Origin of the sequence: Alteromonas sp. K632G (assembly GCF_017653625.1) — a bacterium.
GTDB lineage: Bacteria > Pseudomonadota > Gammaproteobacteria > Enterobacterales > Alteromonadaceae > Alteromonas > Alteromonas naphthalenivorans.
In genome coordinates, this window is sequence record NZ_JAGGDM010000017.1 from 1 (window position 1) to 25,084 (window position 25,084).

The 25,084-nt window shown below is 43.9% G+C and carries 18 protein-coding genes and 1 pseudogene; 5 read left to right on the forward strand and 14 right to left on the reverse strand.

Features of this window, described 5'->3' with window-relative positions; genetic code table 11:
• Positions 1–252: 252 nt before the first annotated feature.
• Positions 253–876 (reverse strand): tyrosine-type recombinase/integrase, encoded by a 624-nt coding sequence (locus J5X92_RS15770; RefSeq protein WP_208806076.1) that lies wholly within the window; start codon positions 874–876, stop codon positions 253–255.
• An 817-nt stretch (positions 877–1,693) separates the two neighbouring features.
• On the opposite strand from J5X92_RS15770, the gene J5X92_RS15775 reads away from it, so the two are divergent.
• The 4 genes from J5X92_RS15775 to J5X92_RS15790 all read left to right on the forward strand — a co-directional run bounded on the left by J5X92_RS15775 (position 1,694) and on the right by J5X92_RS15790 (position 5,069).
• A complete protein-coding gene (locus J5X92_RS15775; protein ID WP_208806077.1) occupies positions 1,694–2,263 on the forward strand; it encodes a hypothetical protein in 570 nt (189 codons plus the stop codon).
• Positions 2,264–2,452: 189 nt separating this feature from the next.
• Positions 2,453–3,031, forward strand: a complete 579-nt coding sequence (locus tag J5X92_RS15780) for a hypothetical protein (protein ID WP_208806078.1) — start codon at positions 2,453–2,455, stop codon at positions 3,029–3,031.
• 655 nt (positions 3,032–3,686) lie between these two features.
• Positions 3,687–4,634, forward strand: coding sequence for a hypothetical protein (locus J5X92_RS15785; RefSeq protein ID WP_208806079.1), 948 nt, complete (start codon positions 3,687–3,689; stop codon positions 4,632–4,634).
• 6 nt (positions 4,635–4,640) lie between these two features.
• Positions 4,641–5,069: a hypothetical protein gene (locus tag J5X92_RS15790; protein WP_208806080.1), complete on the forward strand. Its 429-nt coding sequence runs from the start codon at positions 4,641–4,643 to the stop codon at positions 5,067–5,069.
• An 89-nt stretch (positions 5,070–5,158) separates the two neighbouring features.
• Here the strand turns inward: J5X92_RS15790 and J5X92_RS15795 are convergent.
• The 9 genes and pseudogenes from J5X92_RS15795 to gcvT all read right to left on the reverse strand — a co-directional run.
• Positions 5,159–5,740, reverse strand: a pseudogene (locus J5X92_RS15795) (transposase zinc-binding domain-containing protein); the annotation flags it as partial.
• 199 nt (positions 5,741–5,939) lie between these two features.
• Entirely contained in the window at positions 5,940–7,982 is a 2,043-nt protein-coding gene (locus tag J5X92_RS15800) for a UvrD-helicase domain-containing protein (protein ID WP_208806081.1), read from the reverse strand.
• A gap of 4 nt (positions 7,983–7,986) precedes the next feature.
• Entirely contained in the window at positions 7,987–10,011 is a 2,025-nt protein-coding gene (locus J5X92_RS15805) for an AAA family ATPase (protein WP_208806082.1), read from the reverse strand.
• 337 nt (positions 10,012–10,348) lie between these two features.
• A complete protein-coding gene (locus J5X92_RS15810; RefSeq protein ID WP_208806083.1) occupies positions 10,349–11,077 on the reverse strand; it encodes a hypothetical protein in 729 nt (242 codons plus the stop codon).
• Positions 11,078–11,686: 609 nt separating this feature from the next.
• Complete coding sequence (locus tag J5X92_RS15815; protein WP_208806084.1) at positions 11,687–12,526, reverse strand: HNH endonuclease; 840 nt, start codon at positions 12,524–12,526, stop codon at positions 11,687–11,689.
• A 327-nt stretch (positions 12,527–12,853) separates the two neighbouring features.
• A complete protein-coding gene (locus J5X92_RS15820) occupies positions 12,854–13,591 on the reverse strand; it encodes a hypothetical protein (protein WP_208806085.1) in 738 nt (245 codons plus the stop codon).
• A 328-nt stretch (positions 13,592–13,919) separates the two neighbouring features.
• A complete protein-coding gene (gene gcvP, locus J5X92_RS15825) occupies positions 13,920–16,817 on the reverse strand; it encodes an aminomethyl-transferring glycine dehydrogenase (protein ID WP_208806121.1) in 2,898 nt (965 codons plus the stop codon).
• A 143-nt stretch (positions 16,818–16,960) separates the two neighbouring features.
• A complete protein-coding gene (gene gcvH / locus J5X92_RS15830; protein WP_208806086.1) occupies positions 16,961–17,350 on the reverse strand; it encodes a glycine cleavage system protein GcvH in 390 nt (129 codons plus the stop codon).
• Between the two features lie 26 nt (positions 17,351–17,376).
• On the reverse strand, positions 17,377–18,456 hold the full coding sequence (gcvT, locus tag J5X92_RS15835) for a glycine cleavage system aminomethyltransferase GcvT (protein WP_208806087.1): 1,080 nt from the start codon (positions 18,454–18,456) through the stop codon (positions 17,377–17,379).
• A gap of 137 nt (positions 18,457–18,593) precedes the next feature.
• Here gcvT and J5X92_RS15840 point away from each other — a divergent pair, with 137 nt between their 5' ends.
• Positions 18,594–19,448, forward strand: a complete 855-nt coding sequence (locus J5X92_RS15840; protein ID WP_208806088.1) for a LysR family transcriptional regulator — start codon at positions 18,594–18,596, stop codon at positions 19,446–19,448.
• A gap of 168 nt (positions 19,449–19,616) precedes the next feature.
• On the opposite strand, the gene J5X92_RS15845 is transcribed toward J5X92_RS15840, so the two are convergent.
• The 4 genes from J5X92_RS15845 to J5X92_RS15860 all read right to left on the reverse strand — a co-directional run bounded on the left by J5X92_RS15845 (position 19,617) and on the right by J5X92_RS15860 (position 25,044).
• Complete coding sequence (locus J5X92_RS15845; RefSeq protein WP_208806089.1) at positions 19,617–20,915, reverse strand: Xaa-Pro peptidase family protein; 1,299 nt, start codon at positions 20,913–20,915, stop codon at positions 19,617–19,619.
• Between the two features lie 44 nt (positions 20,916–20,959).
• On the reverse strand, positions 20,960–21,835 hold the full coding sequence (locus J5X92_RS15850) for a DMT family transporter (RefSeq protein ID WP_208806090.1): 876 nt from the start codon (positions 21,833–21,835) through the stop codon (positions 20,960–20,962).
• A gap of 108 nt (positions 21,836–21,943) precedes the next feature.
• Complete coding sequence (locus J5X92_RS15855; protein WP_208806122.1) at positions 21,944–23,587, reverse strand: M28 family metallopeptidase; 1,644 nt, start codon at positions 23,585–23,587, stop codon at positions 21,944–21,946.
• Between the two features lie 251 nt (positions 23,588–23,838).
• The gene (locus J5X92_RS15860) at positions 23,839–25,044 is read right to left on the reverse strand and encodes an FAD-dependent monooxygenase (RefSeq protein ID WP_208806091.1); all 1,206 of its coding nucleotides are present in this window, start codon (positions 25,042–25,044) and stop codon (positions 23,839–23,841) included.
• Positions 25,045–25,084 lie beyond the last annotated feature (40 nt).

Consider the following 25,084-nt stretch of genomic DNA (forward strand, 5'->3'; position numbering starts at 1 on the left):
GTCTCACTCATGCCTAACTTCCGCACCCTGTCTAATACTATGAAAAACTGAGGCGACAACTATCCTGACACAGGGGGCTATTAACATTTCGCATATTATCGAAGCTCCTTCCTGTTCGTATTTGTCTATATTAGGCGAAAAATTGAAGCATTAAAAAGGTACGAACGAAATCAAGACTCATCAAACCATCAAACCCGCCCCCCTGTTTATGAGAGAACTTGCCAAAGGGTTGTGTATCCTTTGGCAATCTAGCTACGCATCAATACTTTCAGATACCTCAAGCGCATCATCCACTTCTATACCCAAATATCTAACGGTACTTTCAAGTTTTCTATGCCCAAGCAATAACTGACAAGCTCTTAAGTTTTTCGTCTTTTTATAAGTGAGTGATGGCTTTGTTCGTCGCATCGAATGCGTACCATATTGAGTTTTGTCCAAACCGATTGAATCAACCCAATTATCAACAATTCTGCCATGTTGCCTCGTAGAAATATGGTCTGAGGGCTTGGATCTCGATTTGAACAAGTAATCGTTTGGACTTAGGTTTTGTGTGGCAATCAATACTGAAATAGATTTTCTGGTATTTTCAGTTATCTCAAACTGAACAGGTTGCTGTGTTTTCTTCTGAATAACAATTGCCCGAGATTGGACAATATTGCCATGACAAACATCTCTGACCAGTAATGCGACGAGATCGCAACCACGCAACTTACTGTCTATTGCCAGATTAAAAAGTGCTAGATCTCTTATCTTTTTGGATAGTTCTAACCGTATTCGAATAGACCAAATTTGTTGAAGTTTGAGCGGAAGTTTCTGCCCAATAAGTTTATTCTTGTTCCAGGGTTCTTTGGGAACATAAATGGTTAATGCATACATGGTAATTCTCCTATTTAACGGAGGTATAAGTATGGTACCTAATTATTAGTTTGGTAGATTAAGCCTAGCTTACGCCCATAGCGGACATTGAAATAGTTCAAATTTAGAATGCTAATTGTAACAAGAATATTCGCACATTTAGATAAAAAGTACCCAACATCTGCGCAAACAACGGTGTTGCAATCTATGCGTGTGCCATCGGATGAATAATACGCAAACGACTTTACTATTCAACGTTGGTTTGACTTTGGGGTATAGACCAACTTTACTGAAATAGTCAAAAAAACATACTATTAAATAATTGGAAAATTCGAGCGCTAATTTTCTAATACTGCACCAAACGCCTATCGTCGCATGACATTGCAAACTAAATCATTAAAAAATTCACACAATTTAACATTTTAACATTTTAACAAACTGAGCTAGTCTAAAAGGGAGTTGTAACCAAGGGGTGGTAGTACACAGCGTTTATTCTTCTTGTGCTCGCACGATTGAATAAAGTGATTTGTATTTTTGGGGGCGAAAAATGACCTATATACTGACTATCAGACAGTTTCCAATATGTCGGCCTCACGCCCTGAGTCAATCATCAAAAATAGTATTATACTTTTTTGTAACGTATCAAACTTTATTGTCAGGCTACAATTTTGCCATCAGCTATTATAATTTCGTTCCACAACGGAAGGCATCTAATCCATACATCATACTGCAACAGTGCTATGTTTTAATTTTTATTTATACTGATGTTATATGGTGATCGCATACTTAATCGAAGTTTGCGTGTATAGAGACATAATCAATAAAAGGGATCTTTTTAATGTCAGAATCCAAGTTGGTAAGCCAACTCAATACCTTGATAGATAACACCGTTTTTAAAGTTACTGGTGTCAGTAAACATCTATCGCTATTTGTGTATGTTTCGGTCGCACTGCTTCTTGTTTCGTTATTTTTTGCCTCTACACTTTATTTAGCCATACCTTTTCTGTTAGTGAGCTGTATTCCCATTTTTATTATTTTAAGACTAGCTCAAAAATTGTTACATGTTAAAAAACTGGATAGTGGGAGGGGAGAGCTTATTCGTCTTATATCTAATCAAGAAAGTATCAAAGAAAAGTTTCAAAAATCTTTTGATGATATTAAAAGCTCAATGGGAAAAGGAAAAACTAAAATCAAAACAACAGAGCTCATCGAACGAGCCAAATTGTTTTTAGACATGAAAAAAATCATGAACGTCAAAAATATAAAAACGGATGCAACTTCTGATATCTTGACGGCAATAAACAGCCTTGCTCTGCTCGGCGACCCACTATATTTGTTGCTTATTGGGTTTTGTTATCTCTGGCTCCTTCTAATTTGTATTGGGAGCATTTTTACAATTATTTTTTAGTAGTTTGGCGTGGTGAAAAACTCATATAAATATTATGTACGGCCAACTCAGGAAATAAAAATGCTACTTTTTTGGTAGGATTTCATTACCACTTGAGCTGGATTACGTACAGTTAACATTCAAATTTTCAAGTAGTCAATATGATATATTGTCAATCATAACTTAAAAAACTATATATGGAATAATGCTATGCCAACTGAAAATGAAAATAATGAATATGTGTGGTTAAATCATCATGGTGGCCGTGAAATACGAGCCGCAGAGCAGCAAAGACTTGATAATTCCGGCTCCTCAAAATTGATCTCATTTGTGATCGTGTTGGTTATTGTTGGTTGGTTTGTTGCAGGCGTAATACAAACACTGAATGCTTTTTTTATGTCTTTTTTTATGTCATTTGAATTCACGGCCTCTTACGCGAATTATTATACCTATGCATCTTTTGCTCTCTTACTCATTTTTGCTTTAGGGCTTATGGGGCTAATTCTGTACATTTCAGATTGGTTTTTAGATCCTGAAAGAGGCAGAAAATATGTAGTACAGGCAACTTTGGCCTATATCAATTACTTGTGTTTCATTTTTGCGTTCTCGCGTATAGATGAGTATTACGCGTACGGTTTTGCAGCCTCTATTTTTATATTGGTGATATTTAAAACAAGAATATTTTTTGCCGTACTTTTACCGTCGTTAATGGTATTAAACTTTTTGTTCAATTGGGGTCTCATAAATTCAATTAATCAGTTTTTCATGGAATACTTACCCCAATTGTAGAAGATTTACGAATTCTAAATACATTGATAATGTAAGGAGTAAATATCGTAAACTGTGTTGGTGTAGTAAAACCAATCAAATGAAAAATGGGCAATACGGCGAGAAGTTTTTAAATAACAGGTACGACTGATCTCTAGTCATACTGCAAAGATTCATCACTTCGTGCCTTGATATCCCGCCGTGCAGTGCCACCGGTCTGAATTTAGAGATTCTAAAACAGCAAATTAGTGAAAATCGTATGTCAGCTTTTGCCCCCATAGGAGCCAGTCAAGGCATCAATTGCTATTGAAAAAATGAATCTAAAATCATGTTTGAATTTTGGTAGGCTATGACCGTTTCACGTACTTTTCAGCCCCACAGCGTCAGGTATTTATTTAGACAAGGAGCAGATATTAAACGCTGCTATTTTCTAATTCTGACGGTAGTCAAAGAAAACTGACTTAAATGCTATTACTGGCGTTTGCTTGCTTAATGGTTTCACAGCGCAACACAATTCAGTAAATTCCCCCCACTGTTGTAAATCCCGCAAATGAGCACCAGTTGAATAGATTAAGTATGTAGTTTATTGTTTAAAAAATATCCAAAATTTGAGTTAAAGTTACTGATGGAGTAGTAGGCCTAAGTAGCGCTTTCATCTGCTTGTTAAGGACAGACAATGAGCCGCTTTAGATTAATGATTTGTTTTGTCGCGCTGCTTCTGCTGAGTGCGTGTAACGCCCCTAAAACTGAAGAACCGCCTGCACCAGCGCCGGAACCAGTTAAACAGTCTGGAGAGTTTGACAGTGACTCTGATGGCGTTGTGGATAGTGCAGATATGTGCCCAAACACACCCCTGGACAGCAGCGTGGATGCCGATGGTTGCACGCTCTATGCCGAAGAGTACAACAATGAAAATGGCTATCCGCCGTCTCCTCCGCCTCCTCCGCCTCCGCCACCGACCACATCTCCGGGGCCTGGCAGTCCGCCGCCGTGTTTAACTAATCCGGTCACCTTTGAGTGCATCGCCGATTTACCGGCTTTTCCCTGGCCAATCCCGAAACCGAGTAGTTATCTGATCCTGCGTGATAACGAATTGGCCAATATAAGCAAAACGTCAATTGGTGAAATGACTGACTCGCTGGAATCTGTTTTAGGGCAGGCGGGCTACGCAGAATTTAAGTATTACAACCTGCCAATGGGTATTGCCATGGCAACACAGCTGGAGCGGGTTGATGAGCAGGGCAAACCCTTCCCGATGCCGGAACGCTGGGATATTAATAATATCAGCGCGTCGTTAGACAGCTTTAGTCTTGCTCAGCTTGTACGAGTGCTGGTGGGTGCTGAGCCGGGCTATTATCGCGTGCTGGTGTTTGTAGTTATCGATAAGAATCAGGTGATTGTGTTTGACGAACCGCTCGAAAACGAGGCCGCCGTTGCAGCCCTTGCCAATGACGGTGCCATTACACTACCTGAAGATATCCGGGAGATACCCATTGCAGATGACTTTAACCTTAATGTATTAGTGTACGAAATGGCCCGCAAGCGCGCTGCAACAGGGGCAGAAATCCACCGCTCGGGCTTATCGGCAAAACATCATCTCGCTACCACTAACATTCAGTTGTAGGACAATATGAAAGACTTACTCAAAATTCGCAAACGCATCACTCTTATTTGGCTGATTGCTGCGGCAATACTGTTTGTTTATTTAATTGCCCTGGTGGGTAGCCACCCTGACTTAGCCAAAGCGGCAGGTTCGTGGTATTCCACGTCGATCATGCCGGCAACGGGGTTAATTATTGGCCTCTGGCTGGCGGTAGCGCGCACCGGTACTGGTAATGAACGTGTGCATTCCATGGCCGCGGGGTTAGCCGAGGCGTTCGTGTATTTTTATATCTTTTGTCTGGTGATGCCGTTAATTGGCTTAGTTGGCTTTAAAGGCATGTCGTTTGAAACCTACTTTGAGATATCGCAAATGTGGCTGGCCTTATTGCAAACGCCAACCCTGGCACTTTTAGGCAAAATCTTTGCCGACAAAAACGAAGCAGAAGCGCCATTGTAATCCTTGATGGGGGCCACCTGCGCTGCAGGCGGCTGGCTCAAATAGTTTAGTGTTGCTGGTGATAGGAGCTAAGCGTTTGCCCATGGATTTTCACTTATTGCGCCTTCCAGAAACAGCATGTGGAAGTGAATATTTAGGTTAAGAGCGCTACCGAATCGCTGAATGAGCGTAACGGCACCGGTTTTTGCCTGTTTGTTGGTAAAGCCTGCTTTGTTCACACTGTGAGTGGAAATGGCGCGATGAATGATTTGCATCGCTTTGCTCAGCTCATTTGGGTATCTTGCTAGTAGTAATCGAAGGGGGATGGGCAAACTCAATACCCACTGGCGAACTGGATAGCCTTGTAATACGTCATCAACCAACAAGGCTGCACTTTCTGCCATTCTCCTAGCGCCACAGCTAGGGCAAAATCCACGTCGCTTACAGCTAAATGCAACCAACTTCTCATGTTTGCAGTCACCGCACACCACGCGTAAAAAGCCGTGCTCTAGCCGACCACAACGCAAGAAATCATCAAACTCACGCTCAACATACTTGGGTAAATACTTGCCTTGGTCGGCTAAGTTTGCGGTAAAACCTGGGTAGTAACGTTCAACCAATTGATAGAGTAGCGTTGTTTCCGGGCGATGCCGTTTGTATGCTTCACTTTGTTGCGTTGCCAGCACATGCATTCTTCCTTGAATTCTTTGTAGGCTAGTGTGACTAACAGCTAGCTAATTTACGACTGGCTGACCGTCCTGTTTGGGCGTTAACTTGCCCGTCAAGAAAATCAGCTAGAATCTCAACGCCTCAATGTCTGCAATACGTACGGAGCTGACCTACAGCTTGCCTTGACGGGCATCAATAGACAAAGAGCGGACACTAGGTACATCACAACCAATTACACTTACCTGTGTTATCAACAACAGCCACTTTACTCCATCCATGCTTCTTCAACATGTCGACTTCCTTTTGTTTTATTTCTCCATTTTCATTTTCGATATGGCTCTTTTTCATTGCCAAGCAAATTAGATGTGAGGGCCGTGTCATAGCTACGTAATGAAGCTTTAATCGCTTTACATCAGAATCAGGAATTGTTTTTTTGGGTTTGCCTTTTATCCACGGAAAAATCTTTTTTAAATGATGCGTTTTATTGAATGTATCCATCACTAAAGTTGCGGTATGCGTTTCGCCTTTTACGGAATGAATTGATCCTAACTTAATATTCACTTTCCGTTCGTCATCCCCTACAGTATATGTATTGTTCTGAGTACCAATATGATTTGAACAAAAGCCTTCAAATAGTTGATAATCTAGGAAAGGGTGGTCGCGATTTGGAGCTACTCCGGATAGCGAAGCTACGACGTCGATTACAATATCCTTCCATGTGGCACTCCAATCAGCTTCCGAAGGAAAATTTCGGTCAATAGCGAGATAGCCAATAAGCTTAAGGTATTTATCACAACTCGCTTTGTCATTCCTTAGCAACTCCAAAATGAATCTATGATTTCTGTTCCTTGGTTTAGGATCGAATTGAGTGGATACTTCTTTAGCGAAGTTCATGATTCCCAAAGTAATACGTTCAACTGTAGTGAATGATTCACCTCCAGTCCCTTCGGTGGAAAATTTCTGTCCCAGCCTATGACCAGCTTTGACATATTGCAAAAAAGTTTTAGGCCGTGGGTCTTTACTAGCGATATCTGGATCGTATCCAATGCAGTAATGAGATAAATTGTGGGGCTTATTTTTTTCAGCCCCATCTTTATCTCGGTGTACGGCTCCAACTGCGACAAAAGTAAATCGATCCAACAATTCTTGTTCTTCATCAAATACTGAGAGCAGATACTGCCCATAGGCTTTTAAAACAGCCCCAGTGCTACCTTCGTCAATTAAAAATATAGCGTGAGCTGTGTCTTTTGATGAACCGACCTTAGGCCCTTGGCCTACCAAACTCATTTTTGCTACCGATAAAGGAGAAGCTAAATTTGCTATTGATTTACCAAAGCGATGGCTATTGGGAAGGTCATACTTAACGTCGTCTGATGGAAATTTATCAGCATTTGCCCTGTTAACCTTACCAGCATGATCGAATATTTCTTGGTCACTATCACCGAATCGTACACGGCAAACTGCGCCATCACCTTCGATGAATGCTCTGTGAAGAATAGATGATTGAGCCTCACTGTTATCTTGAACTTCGTCAAAGAATACAAGGGGGAAGCGACCTCGGATATGCTGTTTTATGGAAGGTAAACAATCCATAAGATCATTTGCCCACATAAACATTTCATCATGCGTATGAATACCGAATTTTTGGATAGATTCTCGACAAGAGTCTGACATGTCCTTATATGGTTGCTTATCTACACCCAATATGCCTTTCCCCCAGGGCACTTGACCAATAGAGAGTTGAGCATTAGTAGCCGTTATCACACTTTTAGACACAAATGCTTTTTCAGCGTTTTCTCTAGTCCACGGTTTTAATTTATTCCAGCGCCAACTATATGCGAATTCTGAATCAATAACTTTTATGGGAAATCCCTTTGCTCTCAGCCAAGGGAGAGCCATAAATTCATTAACAAACCCATGTATAGTTCCAATATAATGTGGGTACGACAGAAGCGACCTGCCAACCTCCGTTCCTCCTAGGTGCTTTTCAATTTCTTCTTTCGCAACATTCGTATGCGATAAAATACACATACCTTGGCGTCGATAAGGCCAGTTACGTGCGAGTATTGCCAGCTTAGCAACAAGCAAAGTTGTTTTACCACTGCCGGGGCAAGCAGATACATCCAAAGTTTCACTAATAGACTTAAGTATTCGCTCCCTCGCGCCCCCATCTTTTTCTGGGGAAAAAGCATCAGCAGGCAAGCCCAATACTCTCACCACCCAAGCAATATCATCATCCGTAATCTTTTGCAGACCAACTTCCACGAATCTAGCCTCCTGGAGCTGTATTAAGATTCGATGTAACGTAGTCTATTGCTTCAACAACGTAGCTTGGGAGACTAGCCCTTAAATCATAATCTTTGTCACGCTTTGTCTTATCCAAGATAATTTCACACAAATACTGTGCCGCGATGGACTTTGATGCTTTAGAGCCTGTGACATACATTGCATAGACTTTACTGGCTAAAACTTCCTTCTTTTCCCAATCCTTGTCTGCTGCAAGTTTGTCAGCTTCTTCCTTTAAGACAGCGTATTTGGTTTGAGCCATATCAAATTTTTCCTTAGCTGTTTTTCCAGAGTGATTTTCACCCTCATCCCATATCGCTAATTGAGCAGCAATATAGACCTCTTCAGCCAAAGCGTTGTCGTTTGCAAATGCTAAGTCATACTCTAACGTCCACTCATCTGCCACAAATGACTTAACACTCTGCCCATGGGCCTTGGATTTAATCTTTTCCTTATGTTCATCTAATCCCGTCCCTTGAAAATCTCGCTTAGCACGCCACTTTCTCTCATCCCCATTCTCTAATATTGGCCAATCACTATTGTCTTTGATGATTTTAATAATATAGGGGCCACAATCTGGCATAACGTCCAAGTCGGTGACACAAGCAACTGGCGTAGGTTGTATTCCATCTTGTTCAGCATTTTTTCTCATGAAGATTTTAGCGTATCGTCGCAGCCCAACGCCTCCGACATTAACCATGGAAACTCCATGTTCAGTAAAATCTTTCCCAATGCACGTTGCTAAGGTCGGCATCAAAATATTTTCAGCATCGCCCTCTACAATCATGACACCACGAGCGAAAAATAGATTCGCTTTTGTTACGTCTAGAAAACGTGAGAGGAATTTATAATCATCTGAATCAAGCTTAGTTTCACCATCAGCGGTAGAAAAAGCCTTGCCAGCTCGAATAATAATTAAATTGTTGAGAGCAACCTCAGATGCTAGATTTGGGCTATGCGTAGTGATTATTACTTGTGGTTTGTTTTCTTTATCTTCTTTTAAATTAACTATTTTCTGAAGATATTGTATTAGCCTAAGTTGGCGCTGTGCATGCACATGTGCTTCGGGTTCTTCTATTAACAATAATGGAAAGTTATCTTGGTCATCGGCTAAAAGTATTAATTCACATGCAATAAAAAGGATATTATTTGATCCAAGTCCCAGCCGCCCAGATGTATTGTCCACATTAAGAGTTAGCTTTTCTAAAAGTTGTCTCAGCCTCTGTGAATCAGAGCCACTCTGACTAACAGATATCGAACTTTTTAGTGAATCCCCATGAAGTTGCAATTCTTCTAAGTGATTGTTAACTTTTGAATTCCCATTCTCTATATGAGGATGACTTACTATAAGTTTATTGAATAAATCACCTAGTCCTAGCAAACCCAGCTTTTTAATTTCATCGGGACTAAACAAAGATAGATCAGCGCTTTCCGCATCGAACAGCTCGCCTACATCTACGCCATCAAGTGAATTTAAAACCATCGAAAGCCTTGAGTTACGCCCAGAAGAAAGCTCTCGCTCAGCATCACGAAGTGGCCTTAGATATGTAGCCGCGAGTAATAAACGGCAGTTGTTATCCAGATTTGGACCTTCTCCATGTTTACCAGATCGAAGGTCTGTGGCGATATATGGCCTTCCTGCCCTAGTTCCCATGCGCTTTGCTGTAAGCGTAAGGTGAAGGATAGGTTCATCTCCCTGACCAACTCCGTAGGTTAAGTATTCTGCAAATCCTAACTTATCGCCGTGCGTTAATTTTTTAAATGTGCCAGATATTTTAATCTCACTTGATTCAGAGTTGCCTTCACTTGTCTTGTGGAAATCATCATCGCTAAACCGAAGCCATTCTTGATCTGTTGTTCCGAGGAGAAATCTCAGAGCATCAATTGCTGCTGTCTTACCAGAGTCATTTTCCCCCACAAGCGCTGTTAATCCTTCGCGAAATTTAACTGTAATGCCGTCAGGGCCAAATGATCTAAAATTACTAATATTAAGCTCGGATAGGTACACAGTAATTGTCCTTAATTAGAGGTCTGCTTTGTATCGACTGCTGATTTGTTCCACCCAGACCATCAGTCAATTATGAGATTGTACGCTCTACGTACAAATGAGAGTACAGGGCTCGGTTAATAATCTAATGAAATTCCCGCTCATAGATAGATGCCGTAAACTTCCGGAATACCCTAGTGCCCAAAGCACATAATGCAACTCGCGGTAATACGCTGACGGTCATCAACAGGTCCATATTCAAAAATACGGCTAAGTTCACTGTTCAGGGATTCTGGATTTCCTAATAAATTGTCCAACATCTCTATGATATCATGTCAAAAATCATGTTTTTGGTGAACTATGACGAGGGCTCAACTTCCGCGCTTTGAGTTACATCCTTTCGCCCAATAGTTCCTCGGTGTTTATGGGGCTCGATATGTCTAAGCCAATATACATTTGCAGTACTGAACTGATTTAAGTCGGTGGCCTCAGTATCGATTTGCAAAAAGTCATTTGCGATTAAGAAAGACAAAGCAGGTTTAATATCATTTCGTTGTACAGCAGCGTATTGGGTAATTTTTTCATACCCGAGCTTAGTATACCCAATCTGACTATCTCTAAATGCAACAACGACAAAATAAATCTTAAGAGCGTTTAATTCAACTTTGCTTCTTAATTTGAATGACTCAAAAACTTTTACCTTTGAAAGTTTTTTGTCATATAGCCCTTTTGCTGGCAACTTACCCCATCTTACTCCATCGGCAAGACCTATTATTGTGAATATATTAGGTCTCTTATTAGTACTCACCTTTATGAGTGAAAGGCTCTCAAGAACTCTTATACCATTAGAGACCTTCGTTCTACTTATGCCCAACAATTCTGTGAGCTTATCGTAAGACATTTGGGTATCACCCAACCGCCCATTCGCTAAACTATCTTTGTCGCTAGCATGATGAGACAAAACTATAAGTAACATAAGGGCAGCAATGTAATCTGACTTGGCGTCTCCACTCCATTTCATTTTATGCAGTGGAGAATCCGCAACATCTAAAAACCTAACACTGGGCATTTTTGTCCATTCAAGCATTAGTTACTCTCCTTAGCTTTGGCTGGTTCCAATACTTTTATCACTATTCGCAACGCACAAAACACTACTACCAGCGAAAAACCGACTAGTAATAGCGCAAGATGCTCCGTCGGTAGACTCAATATTGTTTTGAATAAACTTGTTATCTCACTCATCTGCAGTTCCTAATACTATTGATTAGGCTCTTTTTTAACAAAGCTTAGATACTATATCTAGATACAGTATGCTAAATAAAACCCGAAATATAAGATTTAACCACTATTATTCAATGAATTGAAGGAAAACACAGAGTCCACATAACAACCCATTAGAGTCCATAAGTAGATAGGTTTAGTCTACTGTCCTTTGAGGTGGAAAAATTCTTTATCTCAAGGTCCGCTTAACGTACAAAGCAGCCCTGGGGAGCTAGGGCCAAGATATCTGCTTTTGACCAATTGGACTCTTGAAAACAGCTGTCTAATGTATAAATGAGCGATTAACGAATTTCAAATAATCATAATGCGTTAGTCCGCTAAAGACAAAGCGGACATTTAACATAGAGCTAACTGGCGCTACGCGGCTTTATAGCGCAGCCTCAAGTGCCCAAGGGTAGCGGAATTGAGCGCCATGTTATGCTGCACCATCGACGAACACCATTTCTCTATGCCACTTCATGTACTTTGCATGTTGTGCTTCTAGGCTCACCTTAGCTTCACTGGAACAGCCAAGCGCTTTGCATACGGAGGCTGATAATGATTTTGATATCAGCACATCACCACAATCTGCAAACGAGATCAGTCCTTTGTCAAAAAGTGCGTCGAAGTTAGGTGAAAGAAGAAGACCGTTGAATTTATCGAGGCGCTCGGCGTTCGTAGAGTCTCTCCATGGTTTGACATGTGAGGCACGAAGAATATTGACGAAGTCGCAGCCAGTAACACAGCACTCACCCCACATAGCGAGCAGGCTCTCTCGAAACGCACCTTGGCCGATACGTGCCTTTATCAACTGTAGTTTTTCTGTCTCTGTGATGTTGGGGTCTTGAGAAATTTCACTCTCAGCTCTGTTCTCAAGCAACTCTGAAACCTCTGGGGTTACCCAATATTTTCTTTCAACCCCAAACGTTCCCGTTTTAGATGGAATCACCCCAATTGACCCGCAGAAATCAATATAAGCCCGCTCGAGCGCAGTGTTCGTACTTGGCTTTGTTCCAAGCACCAGAGTTATAGCTGCGTTAGTAACACGTCCGTCTCTGTTAGGGTTATTTGCATGGGTTGCCAAGTTGTTGCCGATGTATCCCAAAAACCTTGAGGGTGCAAATGACAGCCCAGTTTTTGATTCGTATGGCAAAAAGCAAGTACCGCGCTTAACCAGTGCCTGGTATTCCTCTTGCTCCTTGCCGCGTGATCTCCTTCCTCGCTCCAGCTCGGCGATGTTGTTTTTTATCTGCTTAAGGTCAGCGACAACGTTCATTTGGTGGACTCCCTTCTTAGCTACATAACAGCTTATCACTGAGTATTCATAGTAACACCCGTTTCCCCTGAAAAACCATAATCTGTGTTTTCATAGGAAAACATTTCCGACTGTCTGCCATACGTACGGAGCAGCCTAACGGTGTCAGAATCACCTTGAGTCAAGGAGCAGGCGTCAGAGCTTTTGTTTTGCTACTTCAGTTTCATGTCACAAGGCCACAATTCAAAATCATCAACGAAAGGAAAGAACGAACAATTTCGTGATTGGCTTGTGAACGCTAGCACTAACAAAATGTCGCTAAAATTAGAAAATACTTCTATACGAACGCTAACGACTTTTATTAGCTAAGTCTTGTAGTTTCTTAGCAATCCTTTCAAATTCTAAGTTTGCTTCAATATAGAGGTTGCGCGTTCCATGTAGCCTTTGCAGCCACTCTGACATTAAGGCTGGCATCAATGGTTCAGATTGCATACAGGTAAAATCATAGTGAAAGGTGACTAAATCTTCTGGTATATTAGCGTTTTCTGCTAAAGGCTGTACTTCATCAATAACGGTGCATCGTTGTACTATCGGTAGTATTTGGTCAAGTCCATCATTCAGAAACTCATAGTATGTTCCTAAAAATTGTAAGCTATATCGAGCATTTAGCAATTGTGTGCGCTGCGCTGGGTCTGCTATGAATCCCATTTTTCCAGCAGAAATCATTTCATCCAACACGGCAGGATCTTTTAAAGGTGGAATCGAAAATAAACTAGTATTCATCAGTTGGTTAGCTCTGCCTTGATCAATCTCCTGCACTGTAAGCAGCAAAGCAGTTAAATTAATGCCGTTTCGAAGGTAAGTTTCATAATGCTCGCTGTGTTTTTTGAGCGTGTCACTTAGCGCTGCGTATTCATAGGCCAGACGTTCATGATAAGCAGCGGCTTCGGCATTTTGAGCACGCTTAGAAGACCACTCTTGCATTTGCAAACCCATATACACACCAACTACCACAATTAAAAAATCTAAAAAAACTGCGACCCAATTTTGCTCTCTTAGGTGTTTGGTTATGCTGAGCACTCTCATTTTACTGGCCTATTTGATTATTCTGTTCATCGTGTTGAGCTTTAAGTATACGCATATTTATTGGCCGATGAAAAATTCTTGCTAGCCCTCAAAAGGGACGGTGGATGTTGTATATTGATTTAGGTGATTAACCTTAGAAATTAATAAATGACCGCTAATCTAAAGTTTTGTAGTCGTATCTATTTTTCAAAGGCCTGAAGGTCTGCAATACGTACACAGCAGTCGATTAAACACTAGCACTTCAAAGGTATATACTGGCACAAAAAAGCGAGCCAAATGGCTCGCTCCAAATTAGATCTAGCTATAACAGTAAAGCTGTCAATTCCCCCTACCCGTCAATATAACTCTCTATACTAGGGCAAGAACAAATCAAATTACGGTCCCCAAACACATCATCAATGCGGTTAACCGACGGCCAGAATTTGTTTCTGTGTACTTCTGGTACTGGATACGCCGCTAGGTTGCGGTCGTAGCTGCGGTTCCAGTCGCTGTCACAAATATCGGCTAGGGTATGTGGTGCATTATGTAACGGGTTGTCGGTAGCATCCCACTCGCCGCTTTCTACTTTCGCCACTTCTTGGCGAATGCTTATCATGGCGTTTACGAAGCGATCTAGCTCGTACTTCGCTTCCGATTCAGTCGGCTCAATCATTAGCGTGCCCGCTACTGGGAAGCTCATGGTTGGCGCGTGGAAACCGTAGTCGTTCAAGCGTTTTGCTATATCTACTTCGGTTACACCGCTGGCTTCTTTTAAGGGGCGCAGGTCAATAATACATTCATGGGCTACGCGGCCGTTTCGGCCTTTGTACAATACGTTGTAGTGCCCTTCTAATGCCTTGGCTACGTAGTTGGCGTTAAGTATGGCTACTTCGGTTGCCTTACGTAGGCCTGCCGAGCCCATCATCTTAATGTACATGTAGCTTATTGGCAGAATAGACGCACTGCCCCATGGTGCTGCTGAAACCGCACCGCAGTCTTTACCTGCTGTTTCAATATTCACTACCGTGTGGTTTGGTAAGAAAGGCGCAAGGTGCGACTTAACACCAATTGGCCCCATACCTGGGCCGCCGCCACCGTGTGGAATACAGAAGGTTTTGTGTAGGTTTAAGTGCGATACGTCTGAGCCAATATAACCAGGTGACGTAATGCCCACCTGCGCGTTCATGTTCGCGCCATCCATATACACTTGGCCGCCGTACTGGTGCACAATTTCACACATTTCACGAATAGTTTCTTCGTACACACCGTGGGTAGATGGGTAAGTGATCATAGCGCACGATAAGTTATCGCCCACTTCTTCGGCTTTCTTGCGAAGGTCGTCTAAATCTACGTTACCGTTGTTGTCACACTTTACTACCACTACGTTTAGGCTAACCATTTGTGCCGAAGCTGGGTTAGTACCGTGTGCTGAACTTGGTATTAAGCATACGTTTCTGTGCCCTTCACCGCGGCTTTCATGGTAACGCTGAATGGCCAACAAGCCTGCGTATTCACCCTGTGCGCCTGAGTTAGGTTGCATAGACAGGTTGTCGTACCCAGTGACGTTAATTAACCACTCGGCTAGCTCGGCAATCATTTCTTGATAGCCTTCTGCTTGGTTTAGTGGTGCAAACGGGTGAATTTGGCCAAACTCTGCCCATGTTACGGGTATCATTTCCGCGGTAGCGTTTAGCTTCATGGTGCACGAACCCAATGAAATCATTGAGTGGTTCAAAGCTAAATCTTTATTCTCTAAGCTTTTAATATAACGCAGCACCTCAGTTTCTGAATGGTACTGGTTAAACACTTCGTGAGTAAGAATATCGCTAGTGCGCAATAGGTTTTCTGGAATAGCGCTAGCTGGCTGCGTGGTTACATCGGCATCTAGTGCTTCTACGCTTAGGCCGTGGTCGCTGCCTAGAATAACGTTAAACAAGGTAGCAATGTCGTCACGGGTAGTGGTTTCATCAAGTGAAACCCCTACTGCGCCTTCTAAATCGGCACGTAGGTTTAGGCCGTGTTCGTAGCCTTTGTTTAGTACAGCGTCTTTGTTATCTACCAATACAGTTAGGGTATCGAAGTAGGTGCTGTGCTTAAGGGCTACACCCTTGTTTGTAAGCCCTGCCGCTAAAATATTGGTTAAGCGGTGTATGCGCTGCGCAATGGTTTTTAAGCCTTTAGGGCCGTGGTATACGGCGTAAAAGCTGGCCATGTTGGCTAGCAGTACTTGCGCGGTACAAATGTTCGAGTTGGCTTTTTCGCGGCGAATATGTTGCTCGCGAGTTTGCAACGCCATACGTAGTGCTGGGCGGCCGCGAGTATCTTTACTTACGCCAATAATACGGCCAGGCAATGAACGCTTGTAGCTGTCGCGTGTGGCGAAGAAGGCAGCATGTGGGCCGCCGTAACCCATTGGTACACCAAAGCGTTGTGCACTGCCTAAGGCAACATCTGCGCCTAGTTCACCGGGCGATTTTAATAACACCAAGCTCATTAGGTCGGCGGCTACTGCCACTATGCCTTTTTTGGCCTGTACAGCGGCAATAATGTCTGAAATGTCGGTTACTTCACCGGTAGTACTTGGGTATTGCAGTAACGCACCAAATACATCGTGATCGGCAGCTTCGCTAGCTGGACCGGTAATAATACCAAAACCAAACATTTCAGCGCGTGTGGCTACTACGTCGTGAGTTTGTGGGTGTACGTCATCAGCAATAAAGTAACTGCTGGCTTTTTTGTTTTTTGATACGCGCTTTGCCAATGACATGGCTTCAGCGGCGGCGGTGCCTTCATCAAGTAATGAAGCAGACGCTAGCTCTAAGCCGGTTAAATCGATGGTTAACTGTTGGAAGTTAAGAATAGCTTCTAAACGGCCTTGAGCAATTTCTGGCTGATACGGGGTGTAGGCGGTGTACCAACCTGGGTTTTCCAATACATTGCGCAAAATAACGTTAGGTACGTGGGTGTCGTAATAACCCATACCAATGAAAGACCGGTTCACTACGTTTTTGCCAGCAACTGCTTTTAATGCGGCTAGTGCATCTACTTCGGTTGCCCCTTCGCCTACTTTTAGCGGCTCGGGTAGCGCTATGCCAGCCGGTACGGTTTGCGCAATTAAATCGTCTAACGATGTTGCGTCAATGGCCGACAGCATTTGTTGAATTTCTTCTTCGCCTGGGCCTACGTGGCGGCGAATGAATGCGTCTTTTTGCTCTAGTTGAGCTAATGTAGGGGAAGTATTCGACATAACGTTGTTAAGCACTCGCAATGTATTGCCCCGAAAGGCAGGATAAAACACAAATAAAAACGTAAAGATAAAAAGGGGCCAATTAGAAGCCCCTTTTTAATTATTACTGGTTACTACGCTCCGGTTTAGAAGCAACTAACGAATTACTCTTCGTCAATGCTGTTTTCATAACCTTCAGCGTCTAACAAGCCTTCAACTTCTTCGGCATCATCTGCTTTAATTTTGAATAACCAGCCATCGCCGTAAGGGTCTGAGTTTACAAGCTCTGGTGAATCTTCTAGGTCTTCATTAACGCCAACGACTTCGCCGCTAATAGGCGCGTAAACGTCTGAAGCCGCTTTTACCGATTCAGCAACAGCGATATCGTCGCCAGTACTTACTGTATCGCCAACGTCTGGCAGTTCTACAAATACCATATCGCCAAGCAAGCCTTGAGCGTGCTCAGAAATACCTACTGTGAAAACACCGTCGCCGTCTGGACGAACCCATTCATGGGTAGATGCGTAACGTAAATCTGTTGGAATGTTGCTCATAATCGTTCCTGTTATTCTCTGTTAACTTATAAAACACTTTTTCCGTTGCGAACAAAGGAGGGCTTAACCACTTTTACTGTAACCCACTTTTTGCGCATTTCCACCTCAACAGTTTCGCCAACATCTGAAGGTACTCGTGCTAACGCAACAGAGTGGCCTAATGTAGGTGAAAATGTGCCCGAGGTAATAATGCCTTCGCCGCTTTCGGTTTTAATTTTTTGACCGTGGCGCAACACGCCTTTATCTGTCATAACCAAGCCAACTAACTTGTCGGTACCGGCTTCACGCTGTGCTTCTAGTGCGCTGCGGCCAACAAAGTTACGGTCGCTTGGTTCCCACGTAATGGTCCAACCCATGTTAGCGGCTAGTGGCGATACGGTTTCATCCATATCTTGACCGTACAAGTTCATGCCTGCTTCTAAACGAAGGGTGTCACGTGCACCTAAACCGCAAGGCTTAACGCCTGCGTCTAGCAAGTCTTGCCAGAAGCCTGCGGCTTGCGCGGTTGGTACCATAATTTCGTAGCCTGCTTCTCCGGTATAACCCGTGGTGGCAATAAATAAATCTTCAGCTTGTACACCGAAAAATGGCTTCATGCCTGCTACCGCTTCTTTTTGCGCGGCGCTGAAAAGCGTTGCGGCTTTTTCTTTGGCGTTAGGGCCTTGCACGGCAATCATGGCGAATTCTGGGCGTTCGGTAATAGATACGTCGAAACCTTCGGCGTTGCTATTAAGCCAGTTCATGTCTTTTTCGCGTGTGGCTGAATTTACTACTAGGCGATAGTTAGTTTCATCGAAGTAATACACGATTAAATCGTCTACCACGCCGCCTTCTTCATTAAGCATGCCGCTGTATAGCGCTTTGCCTTTTACTTGAAGTTTGGCCACGTCGTTGGCAAGAAGGTGTTGAAGATATGCTTTGGCTTGTGTGCCTTTTACATCAACAATGGTCATGTGCGACACGTCGAACATGCCTGCATCTTGGCGAACTGCGTGATGCTCTTCTATTTGAGAACCGTAGTTAATTGGCATATCCCAGCCAAAGAAATCAACCATTTTGGCACCAGATTCTAGGTGCTTGGCATGTAGGGCGGTGGTGTTAGACATTCCACTTTCTCTTAGGTAAGGGTAGAAAACACCACCGAGTATAGTGAGTGAAATAAGGCGCAACAAATTGAAAATTCTTATCAATACATTTATAAAGGTAATGTATACGATTTACTACATCAGGAATTCAAATCTTAATGAAGCAGCTATCGCTAGATAATTTGCGCACTTTTGTGAGTGTTATAGAGCTTGGCGGCTATGCCAAAGCCGGTGAATTTGTGGGCCGTTCTCAGCCTGCTATTAGTTTGCAAATAAAAAAACTAGAATCCCAGCTAGAGCGAAAGCTGTTTACCAAAGTAGGTCAACGGCACTTACCTAGCGCCGATGGCAATTGGCTTTACCCTAAAGCCAAGGAACTACTAGAGCTTAACGACAACATATTTAGAAGCCTAATTCCTGCGCCGTTAAGTGGCCGTTTGCGTTTGGGTATTCCCAACGAATTTGCATCAACCTTACTGCCTGGGCTTATTGGTGAATTTTCAAAGCGCTACCCTGATGTGTCGCTAGAGGTAACATCATCACTTAGCCGCGATTTACTGCACCCCAGCCAACGCGATCATTTCGATTTAATTTTAGCGCTGGTAAACCCTAGTGAAGATACCGAAGGGGAAGTGGTACTTGAAGATGAAGTAGTATGGGTAGGTGATGCCACCCGCCCATTTGTAGGCGACAGTATTCCGTTGGTGCTTGCCCCTGATGGCTGCATGTACCGAAGCCGGGTAATAGAGCAATTAAAACAGCAAACCTTTGCGTGGAAAATTACCTATACCAACGCCGATTTAGGCGGCTTGGTGGCGGCTATTCAACAAGGCTTAGGCATTACCGCCCTTGCCCGCTCTAGTTTGCCGCAAAACTTATCACCCCTTAACCACCCCAAACTCCCTAAACTAGGCAGAGTAAATATTTGCCTATTCAACCAAGACACCCAACACCCGGTTATTAGTAAAACGTTGGCGGAGTTTATAACCTCGCGACTCAAAGACAGTGCATAAGCGCTAACGCTAAACGCCGCGGCTTTCATACTTTTGAAAACCGCAGATATTGGCGTTTAAAAGCCGACGCACTGTTAGGCGTTAGCTACGAGATAGCTACGAGATAGCTACTAGATAACTGCTGAATACCAGGCCACATGCCAGAAACTAGCCCACCGTCACCTTGCTTTACGCTCTTAAAGGCACCAACTTACCCAAGGGTTTCTCAATACTTTCTGGTGGTTCGGTAAAGTAAACCGGCGCTTTGTCGGTCATGTATAAACAGTCTTCTAGGCGCACACCGAATTTGCCTGGTATGTATAAGCCGGGTTCATTTGAAAAGCACATGCCTTTGTTAAGTGGTGTGGTTTCGCCGCGCACAAAGTTCACGCTTTCGTGGCCTTCCATACCAATGCCGTGGCCTGTACGGTGGCTTAAGCCTGGCAACGCGTAGTCTTTGTCGTAGCCTTGGGTAACATAATATTTGCGAACCGCATCATCTACTTTGCCTGCTGGCGTACCAATTTTAGCCGCAGAAAACGCTACGTTTTGGCCTTTACGCACGGTATTCCAAACATCTACCACCTGCTGTGATGCTTTACCAAATACCAATGTACGGCTAATGTCCGACTGATACCCATGTACGCTGCAGCCGCTGTCTAACAATATTACCGAGCCTTCACTAATGGTTTGTTTGGCATTGGTGCCGTGCGGGTACGCACTGGCGTCGTTGAACAATGCCAAGCACCATGCGCCGCTACCGCCCAATTGTTGCTGTGCGCTATTCATTAAACTTTTCACTTGGGCTTGGCTCATGCCAATTTCAAGCTTGCTGAATACATACTCGTAAGCACGAAGGGTAACTTCGTTGGCTTTATGCATAAGGGTAAGTTCAGCCGCCGTTTTATACATTCTACAGCCACGGGTAACCGGCTCGGCTGCCACAATATTCATGTTTGGCAGTACCTTGGTTACGCCTGTTACCACAAAATAGCGAACGCTGCTTTCAAAGCCAATATTGCCTTTTTCGATGCCGCGAGATTTTAATATGTTGGCGACCACATCGAACGGGCTTTCGTGTTCTTGCCATACACGTACGTCGTCGCCCACTTTTAAACTTTCTAACACACTGGGTTGTTCAAAGAAGGGAGTAACCACGGCTACCTCACCTTTTTGCGGAATGACTAATGCCGTTAAGCGCTCGCTGCGCCACCACTGAATACCCGAGAAATAATCCATGGCCGCGCCCGGCTCTATGATCATGGCCGCCATATTATGCTGCGCCATTAACGACTGCGCTTTTTTAATACGCGCTTCACGCTCGGCATTGGTAATGGGCGAAATACCAGAAGTAATAGGTTGTAACGATAATGAACTGTTTTTAGCGCTGGCTGTTGCATTAGCTGCTGCCAGGCTGGTTAGTGGCGTTAACGCCAAAGGGGCTAATGCTGCCGCGCCTGAAAGTTTAAGAAAATCGCGTTTTTTCATTATCATTCCTTTAGTAATAATAGTGGTGAAGGCTTTGGCTTTGCCTACGCCCACATAACAAGTACTGCGGCAATCGCAATTAAGAACAAGCCTGCTATTTCCTGAACAGTCACTTTATGTTTAAGCCAATAGTGCGCTAACAATAAGGTTAATAGCACTTCTAGTTGCCCCAGTGTTTTTACTAAGGCCACATGTTGAAGTGCCATGGCTGTAAACCAGCATATAGAGCCTAAACAGCTTACCGTGCTGATAACCAACGTATGGGTGAATCGTTCAAACAGCTGCCTGAAAACATTCGGGTTAGTAAATAATATATATACACTTAACCCTATTGCTTGTGTACATAGCACCCATAGAAGTACCCATGCAGCCCCGTGAACAAATGGCATAGCAAGCATATGACTAGCCTCTCTTACGAATAACGACGTAAGCGCGAAACACGTACCGCAAGCTATACCTATTACTAGGGTTTTTAAGCTTAAGCCTTTTGCTCTATTCCCGCTGCTTAGTACAAATACAGCCACAGCTCCTACGGCAATACCTATCCAGCCAAGCACGGTTAAATAGCTACCAAAGAAAAGCATGCCCAACACAGCGGCTACCAGCGCTTCGCTTTTGGCTAGCCCGGCTCCTATGGCAAAATTCTTTTGTTTAAATAGCATAACCATGAATGCCGTGGCAGCTATTTGCAGCACCGAAGCCAGCAACACCATGATAATAAAATGGTGGCTAAAACTAGGTATCTGCTGTGGCGATGTAGTATGCAGCGCCACCACGTAAATAAGCGCTATAGGCGGCGCGAATAGAAATCGAGAAAGCGTTACACCCACGGTATCTACGTGGGTGCTAAGTTTGCTTTGCAGGGCATTACGAACAGTTTGTAAGACTACCGCGCCTAGGGTGTAAAATACCCAGTTCATCGATATAGATTCGCTTTTTGTTGCTAACTTCGTGTTACAGGCGGTACCCGATATACCTGTGCATGTCACATACCGAACTACTTACCGAGCTACTTACCGAGCTAGCGCTTATTGTGGTGCATCTAATGCTTTGGGCGCGGCGGTATCCAGCGCACGCTTTTTCTTAAAATCAGAATCGCGCTTCCAAACCGGCCATTGCTCGCCGTTTGCTAAATTAGACATCATAGTGCCAATTAAGGCTAAGTCTTGCTGTACGCCGCCCAATGTCCAGCTTGGTAGGTAATCGTCGTCGGCCTTGTGATAGCGTTTGGCTATAAAATTAGGGTCGGTATCGCCTAAGCTCATAAACAATAATGAAGGCACGCCTTGGCGAGCAAGCGCGAAATGATCAGAGCGAAAGAACAACCCATTTTGTGGGCGCGGATCGAGCTTCACCGAGCGCCCTTGCGCTGCGGCAGTAGCACTTAAATCATCTTCAAGTGAAGAGTACCCTTCGCCATACTGCAAAATATAATCTACCGCGTTATTTACGTTCATGCCGTCTATATTTAAAAACGCCACCATATTAGCGGTTGGAATAGGCGGATTTTTGGCAAAGTGATCGGCGCCCAGTAAGCCGGTTTCTTCGGCAGTAAATGCACTGAACATTAGGGTACGTTCAAACGGTGTTTGCTCGCTTTGTGCTACCAAGTTATTGGCTAGGGTTAGCACTCCGGCCACGCCCGAGGCATTATCTACCGCGCCATTATAAATCACGGTTTTACCGTTTTTCTCACTTTTCCCTAAGTGATCCCAATGGGCATGCAACATTACCCACTCGTCTGCGGCCGATGCGCCGGGCAATATGGCGGCTACGTTCAGCGACTGAGCATGGGTGATGGTATTTGAAAAGGTCAACGAGGCTTTCACTTTCATAGGAATAGGTTTGAACCCTGGCGTTGATGCTTGTTCTTTAAGTGCGGCGTAATCTAGCCCAGCTTGTTCGAACACCGTACGTGCCGTATTAAGATGTAACCACCCCATTACGCCAACTTGAGATAAGTTTTTATTGTTATCTACTAAGGTGAATTTGGTATTTGAGTTAGAGTTTTCAACCACACCCCAGCCATAACCAGCAGGCATGGTTTCGTGAACAATAAATACGGCTTCAGCGCCTTGACGGGCGGCTTCTTCGTACTTGTAAGTCCAGCGGCCATAGTAGGTCATGGCATTGCCTTGGAATAAGTCAGGGTCTTTTGACGCAAAGCCAGGGTCGTTCACCAGCATAACCACTGTTTTGCCTTTCACATCTAACCCAGCGTAGTCATTCCAATTATATTCAGGCGCATTAATGCCGTAGCCCACAAAAATGACATCGCTATTTTTTAATGTGATGTCTTTCACAATTCGTTGAGTTCTAGCGGTGAATGCACTGCCACCAGCAAAGGTGTGCTGGCCTAAGGTTAAGGCCATATCACTTGAAGGGGTAATTTTTGCCAAGGGCACAGGCTGGGTGTAGCTATCGCCAAAAGCCGGTTTTAAACCAAGGGCTTTGTAGGCTTCCACTAAATAATTAACGGTAAGGGTTTCGCCTGCTGACAAGGGCCCGCGGCCTTCAAACTTGTCGCTTGCTAACGTACTAACATGAGTACGATATAAGTCTAAGTCGCTGTCGCTGATGGCAAGCGTTGAAGGCGTATCTGCCTGCGCTAACGCGGGTAGCGCTACACTGGCTGATCCTATACTGGCTAGCGCCAATAAGGCAAAAGCCATTAGCCCAGACTTACTGGTAGTAAGTGAAGAGGTGCGAACAGTAAACGAAGAAGTAAAACAAACTTTCTGGATAAATTGACGAATTATCATTAATTTAGGCGCTTGTATAAAACAGATACCTTAAGAGTATCGTTATACAGCGCCTAGCTCAATCGTTGGTATGCATTTGGGCGTATTTGGCTGCTTTTGTATGCGGCTTGAATGTGGCTGATAACGTGACTGAAAATGTGATCGGTTGTGCCTGAATGTGTTTAAAGCCCCATTGCGTGGTTGACAAAAGCCTGTTTAACCGCGCTAAGTTTATCGGTAGCGGCTAAGCCTACACCTCTAATTAGCTTTTTAAGCGGGTCGTTGCCATCGAATAAAAATTTAAACCCATCCATCGCGGCAATCATCTTCATTGCCTCGGTTTTACGCGCTCGCTCGTAAGGGCGCAGGTAACGAAGCTGGCCTATGTCTTTTTGTTCCTCTAACAAGGTACCGAGTAATGTAGCCAAGGCTAATGCGTCTTGCATACCTAAGTTGGCCCCCTGCCCCGCCAAGGGATGAATAGTGTGGGCAGCATCACCCACCAGCACTATGCCATCTTTTGCCCATTCTCGAGCATAACGCATCGTTAGCGGAAATGCGGTTCTAGAGGTTTCAAGCGATACTGGGCCTAATGCATTGTTGCTTGCCGCTACTAGCGCATTACAAAATTCGCTATCGGAATACCCTTGTAAGGTTTTAGCGGCATCTGGGGTTTGCGACCATACAATAGAGCATACATTGGGGTCGCGCATAGGCAATAACGCTAATGGCCCTGTTGGCGTGAATGCTTGGCGCGCTACGTTTTCATGAGGTTGTTGGGTACGAATGTTAGCAACAATGGCGGTGTGTTCGTAATCGCGAAACGTAATAGGAAAATTAGCTTGTTTGCGCACGAAGGAATTAGCACCGTCGGCGCCTACTAATAATCTGCACGACAGCGCATCGCCGTTTTCTAGCATTAGCATGTTTTGCTGAGCGCTACTTAATACACGCTCTATGGTGGTATCAATTACCACAACGTTATCTTGCTTTAGTACCGAATGGGCTAGGCCATTAATTAAAGCCTGATTTTCGATAATAACGCCCAAGGTATCGCTTTCTAGTTCACCCCCAGTATCTTTACCAGCAAAGTGAGTATCGTTACCTGCAAAGTGAATATCACCAAAGCTGTCTTTATCCCACACGTGCATGGCATTGTACGGGTTAGCTCTGCTTGCATCGATATGCTGCCAAACATCGGCTTTTTTCAACGCGCTAATATTAGCCTGATTAATTGCGCTAACCCGTGCCCCTGGCTTGTCGCCTAGTGGCTGGTCTATCAAGCCTTTATTTATAATAGCGATACGGCACGGCGCGTCTTTTAGCGCTGCGGCCAGGGTTAACCCTACTATTCCACCGCCTACAATGGCGATATCGGCATGTTGCATATCGGCTCTCTTTTTTTCTGTTTTTTTGGGTTCTAGGTCT

Excerpts from the sequence above, each read along its gene's own strand:
- J5X92_RS15770 (WP_208806076.1), bottom strand. The coding sequence starts at position 876 with ATGTATGCATTAACCATTTATGTTCCCAAAGAACCCTGGAACAAGAAT.
- J5X92_RS15775 (WP_208806077.1), top strand. The coding sequence starts at position 1,694 with ATGTCAGAATCCAAGTTGGTAAGCCAACTCAATACCTTGATAGATAAC.
- J5X92_RS15780 (WP_208806078.1), top strand. The coding sequence starts at position 2,453 with ATGCCAACTGAAAATGAAAATAATGAATATGTGTGGTTAAATCATCAT.
- J5X92_RS15785 (WP_208806079.1), top strand. The coding sequence starts at position 3,687 with ATGAGCCGCTTTAGATTAATGATTTGTTTTGTCGCGCTGCTTCTGCTG.
- J5X92_RS15790 (WP_208806080.1), top strand. The coding sequence starts at position 4,641 with ATGAAAGACTTACTCAAAATTCGCAAACGCATCACTCTTATTTGGCTG.
- J5X92_RS15810 (WP_208806083.1), bottom strand. The coding sequence starts at position 11,077 with ATGCTTGAATGGACAAAAATGCCCAGTGTTAGGTTTTTAGATGTTGCG.
- J5X92_RS15815 (WP_208806084.1), bottom strand. The coding sequence starts at position 12,526 with ATGAACGTTGTCGCTGACCTTAAGCAGATAAAAAACAACATCGCCGAG.
- J5X92_RS15820 (WP_208806085.1), bottom strand. The coding sequence starts at position 13,591 with ATGAGAGTGCTCAGCATAACCAAACACCTAAGAGAGCAAAATTGGGTC.
- gcvP (WP_208806121.1), bottom strand. The coding sequence starts at position 16,817 with ATGTCGAATACTTCCCCTACATTAGCTCAACTAGAGCAAAAAGACGCA.
- gcvH (WP_208806086.1), bottom strand. The coding sequence starts at position 17,350 with ATGAGCAACATTCCAACAGATTTACGTTACGCATCTACCCATGAATGG.
- gcvT (WP_208806087.1), bottom strand. The coding sequence starts at position 18,456 with ATGTCTAACACCACCGCCCTACATGCCAAGCACCTAGAATCTGGTGCC.
- J5X92_RS15840 (WP_208806088.1), top strand. The coding sequence starts at position 18,594 with ATGAAGCAGCTATCGCTAGATAATTTGCGCACTTTTGTGAGTGTTATA.
- J5X92_RS15845 (WP_208806089.1), bottom strand. The coding sequence starts at position 20,915 with ATGAAAAAACGCGATTTTCTTAAACTTTCAGGCGCGGCAGCATTAGCC.
- J5X92_RS15850 (WP_208806090.1), bottom strand. The coding sequence starts at position 21,835 with ATGAACTGGGTATTTTACACCCTAGGCGCGGTAGTCTTACAAACTGTT.
- J5X92_RS15855 (WP_208806122.1), bottom strand. The coding sequence starts at position 23,587 with ATGGCTTTTGCCTTATTGGCGCTAGCCAGTATAGGATCAGCCAGTGTA.
- J5X92_RS15860 (WP_208806091.1), bottom strand. The coding sequence starts at position 25,044 with ATGCAACATGCCGATATCGCCATTGTAGGCGGTGGAATAGTAGGGTTA.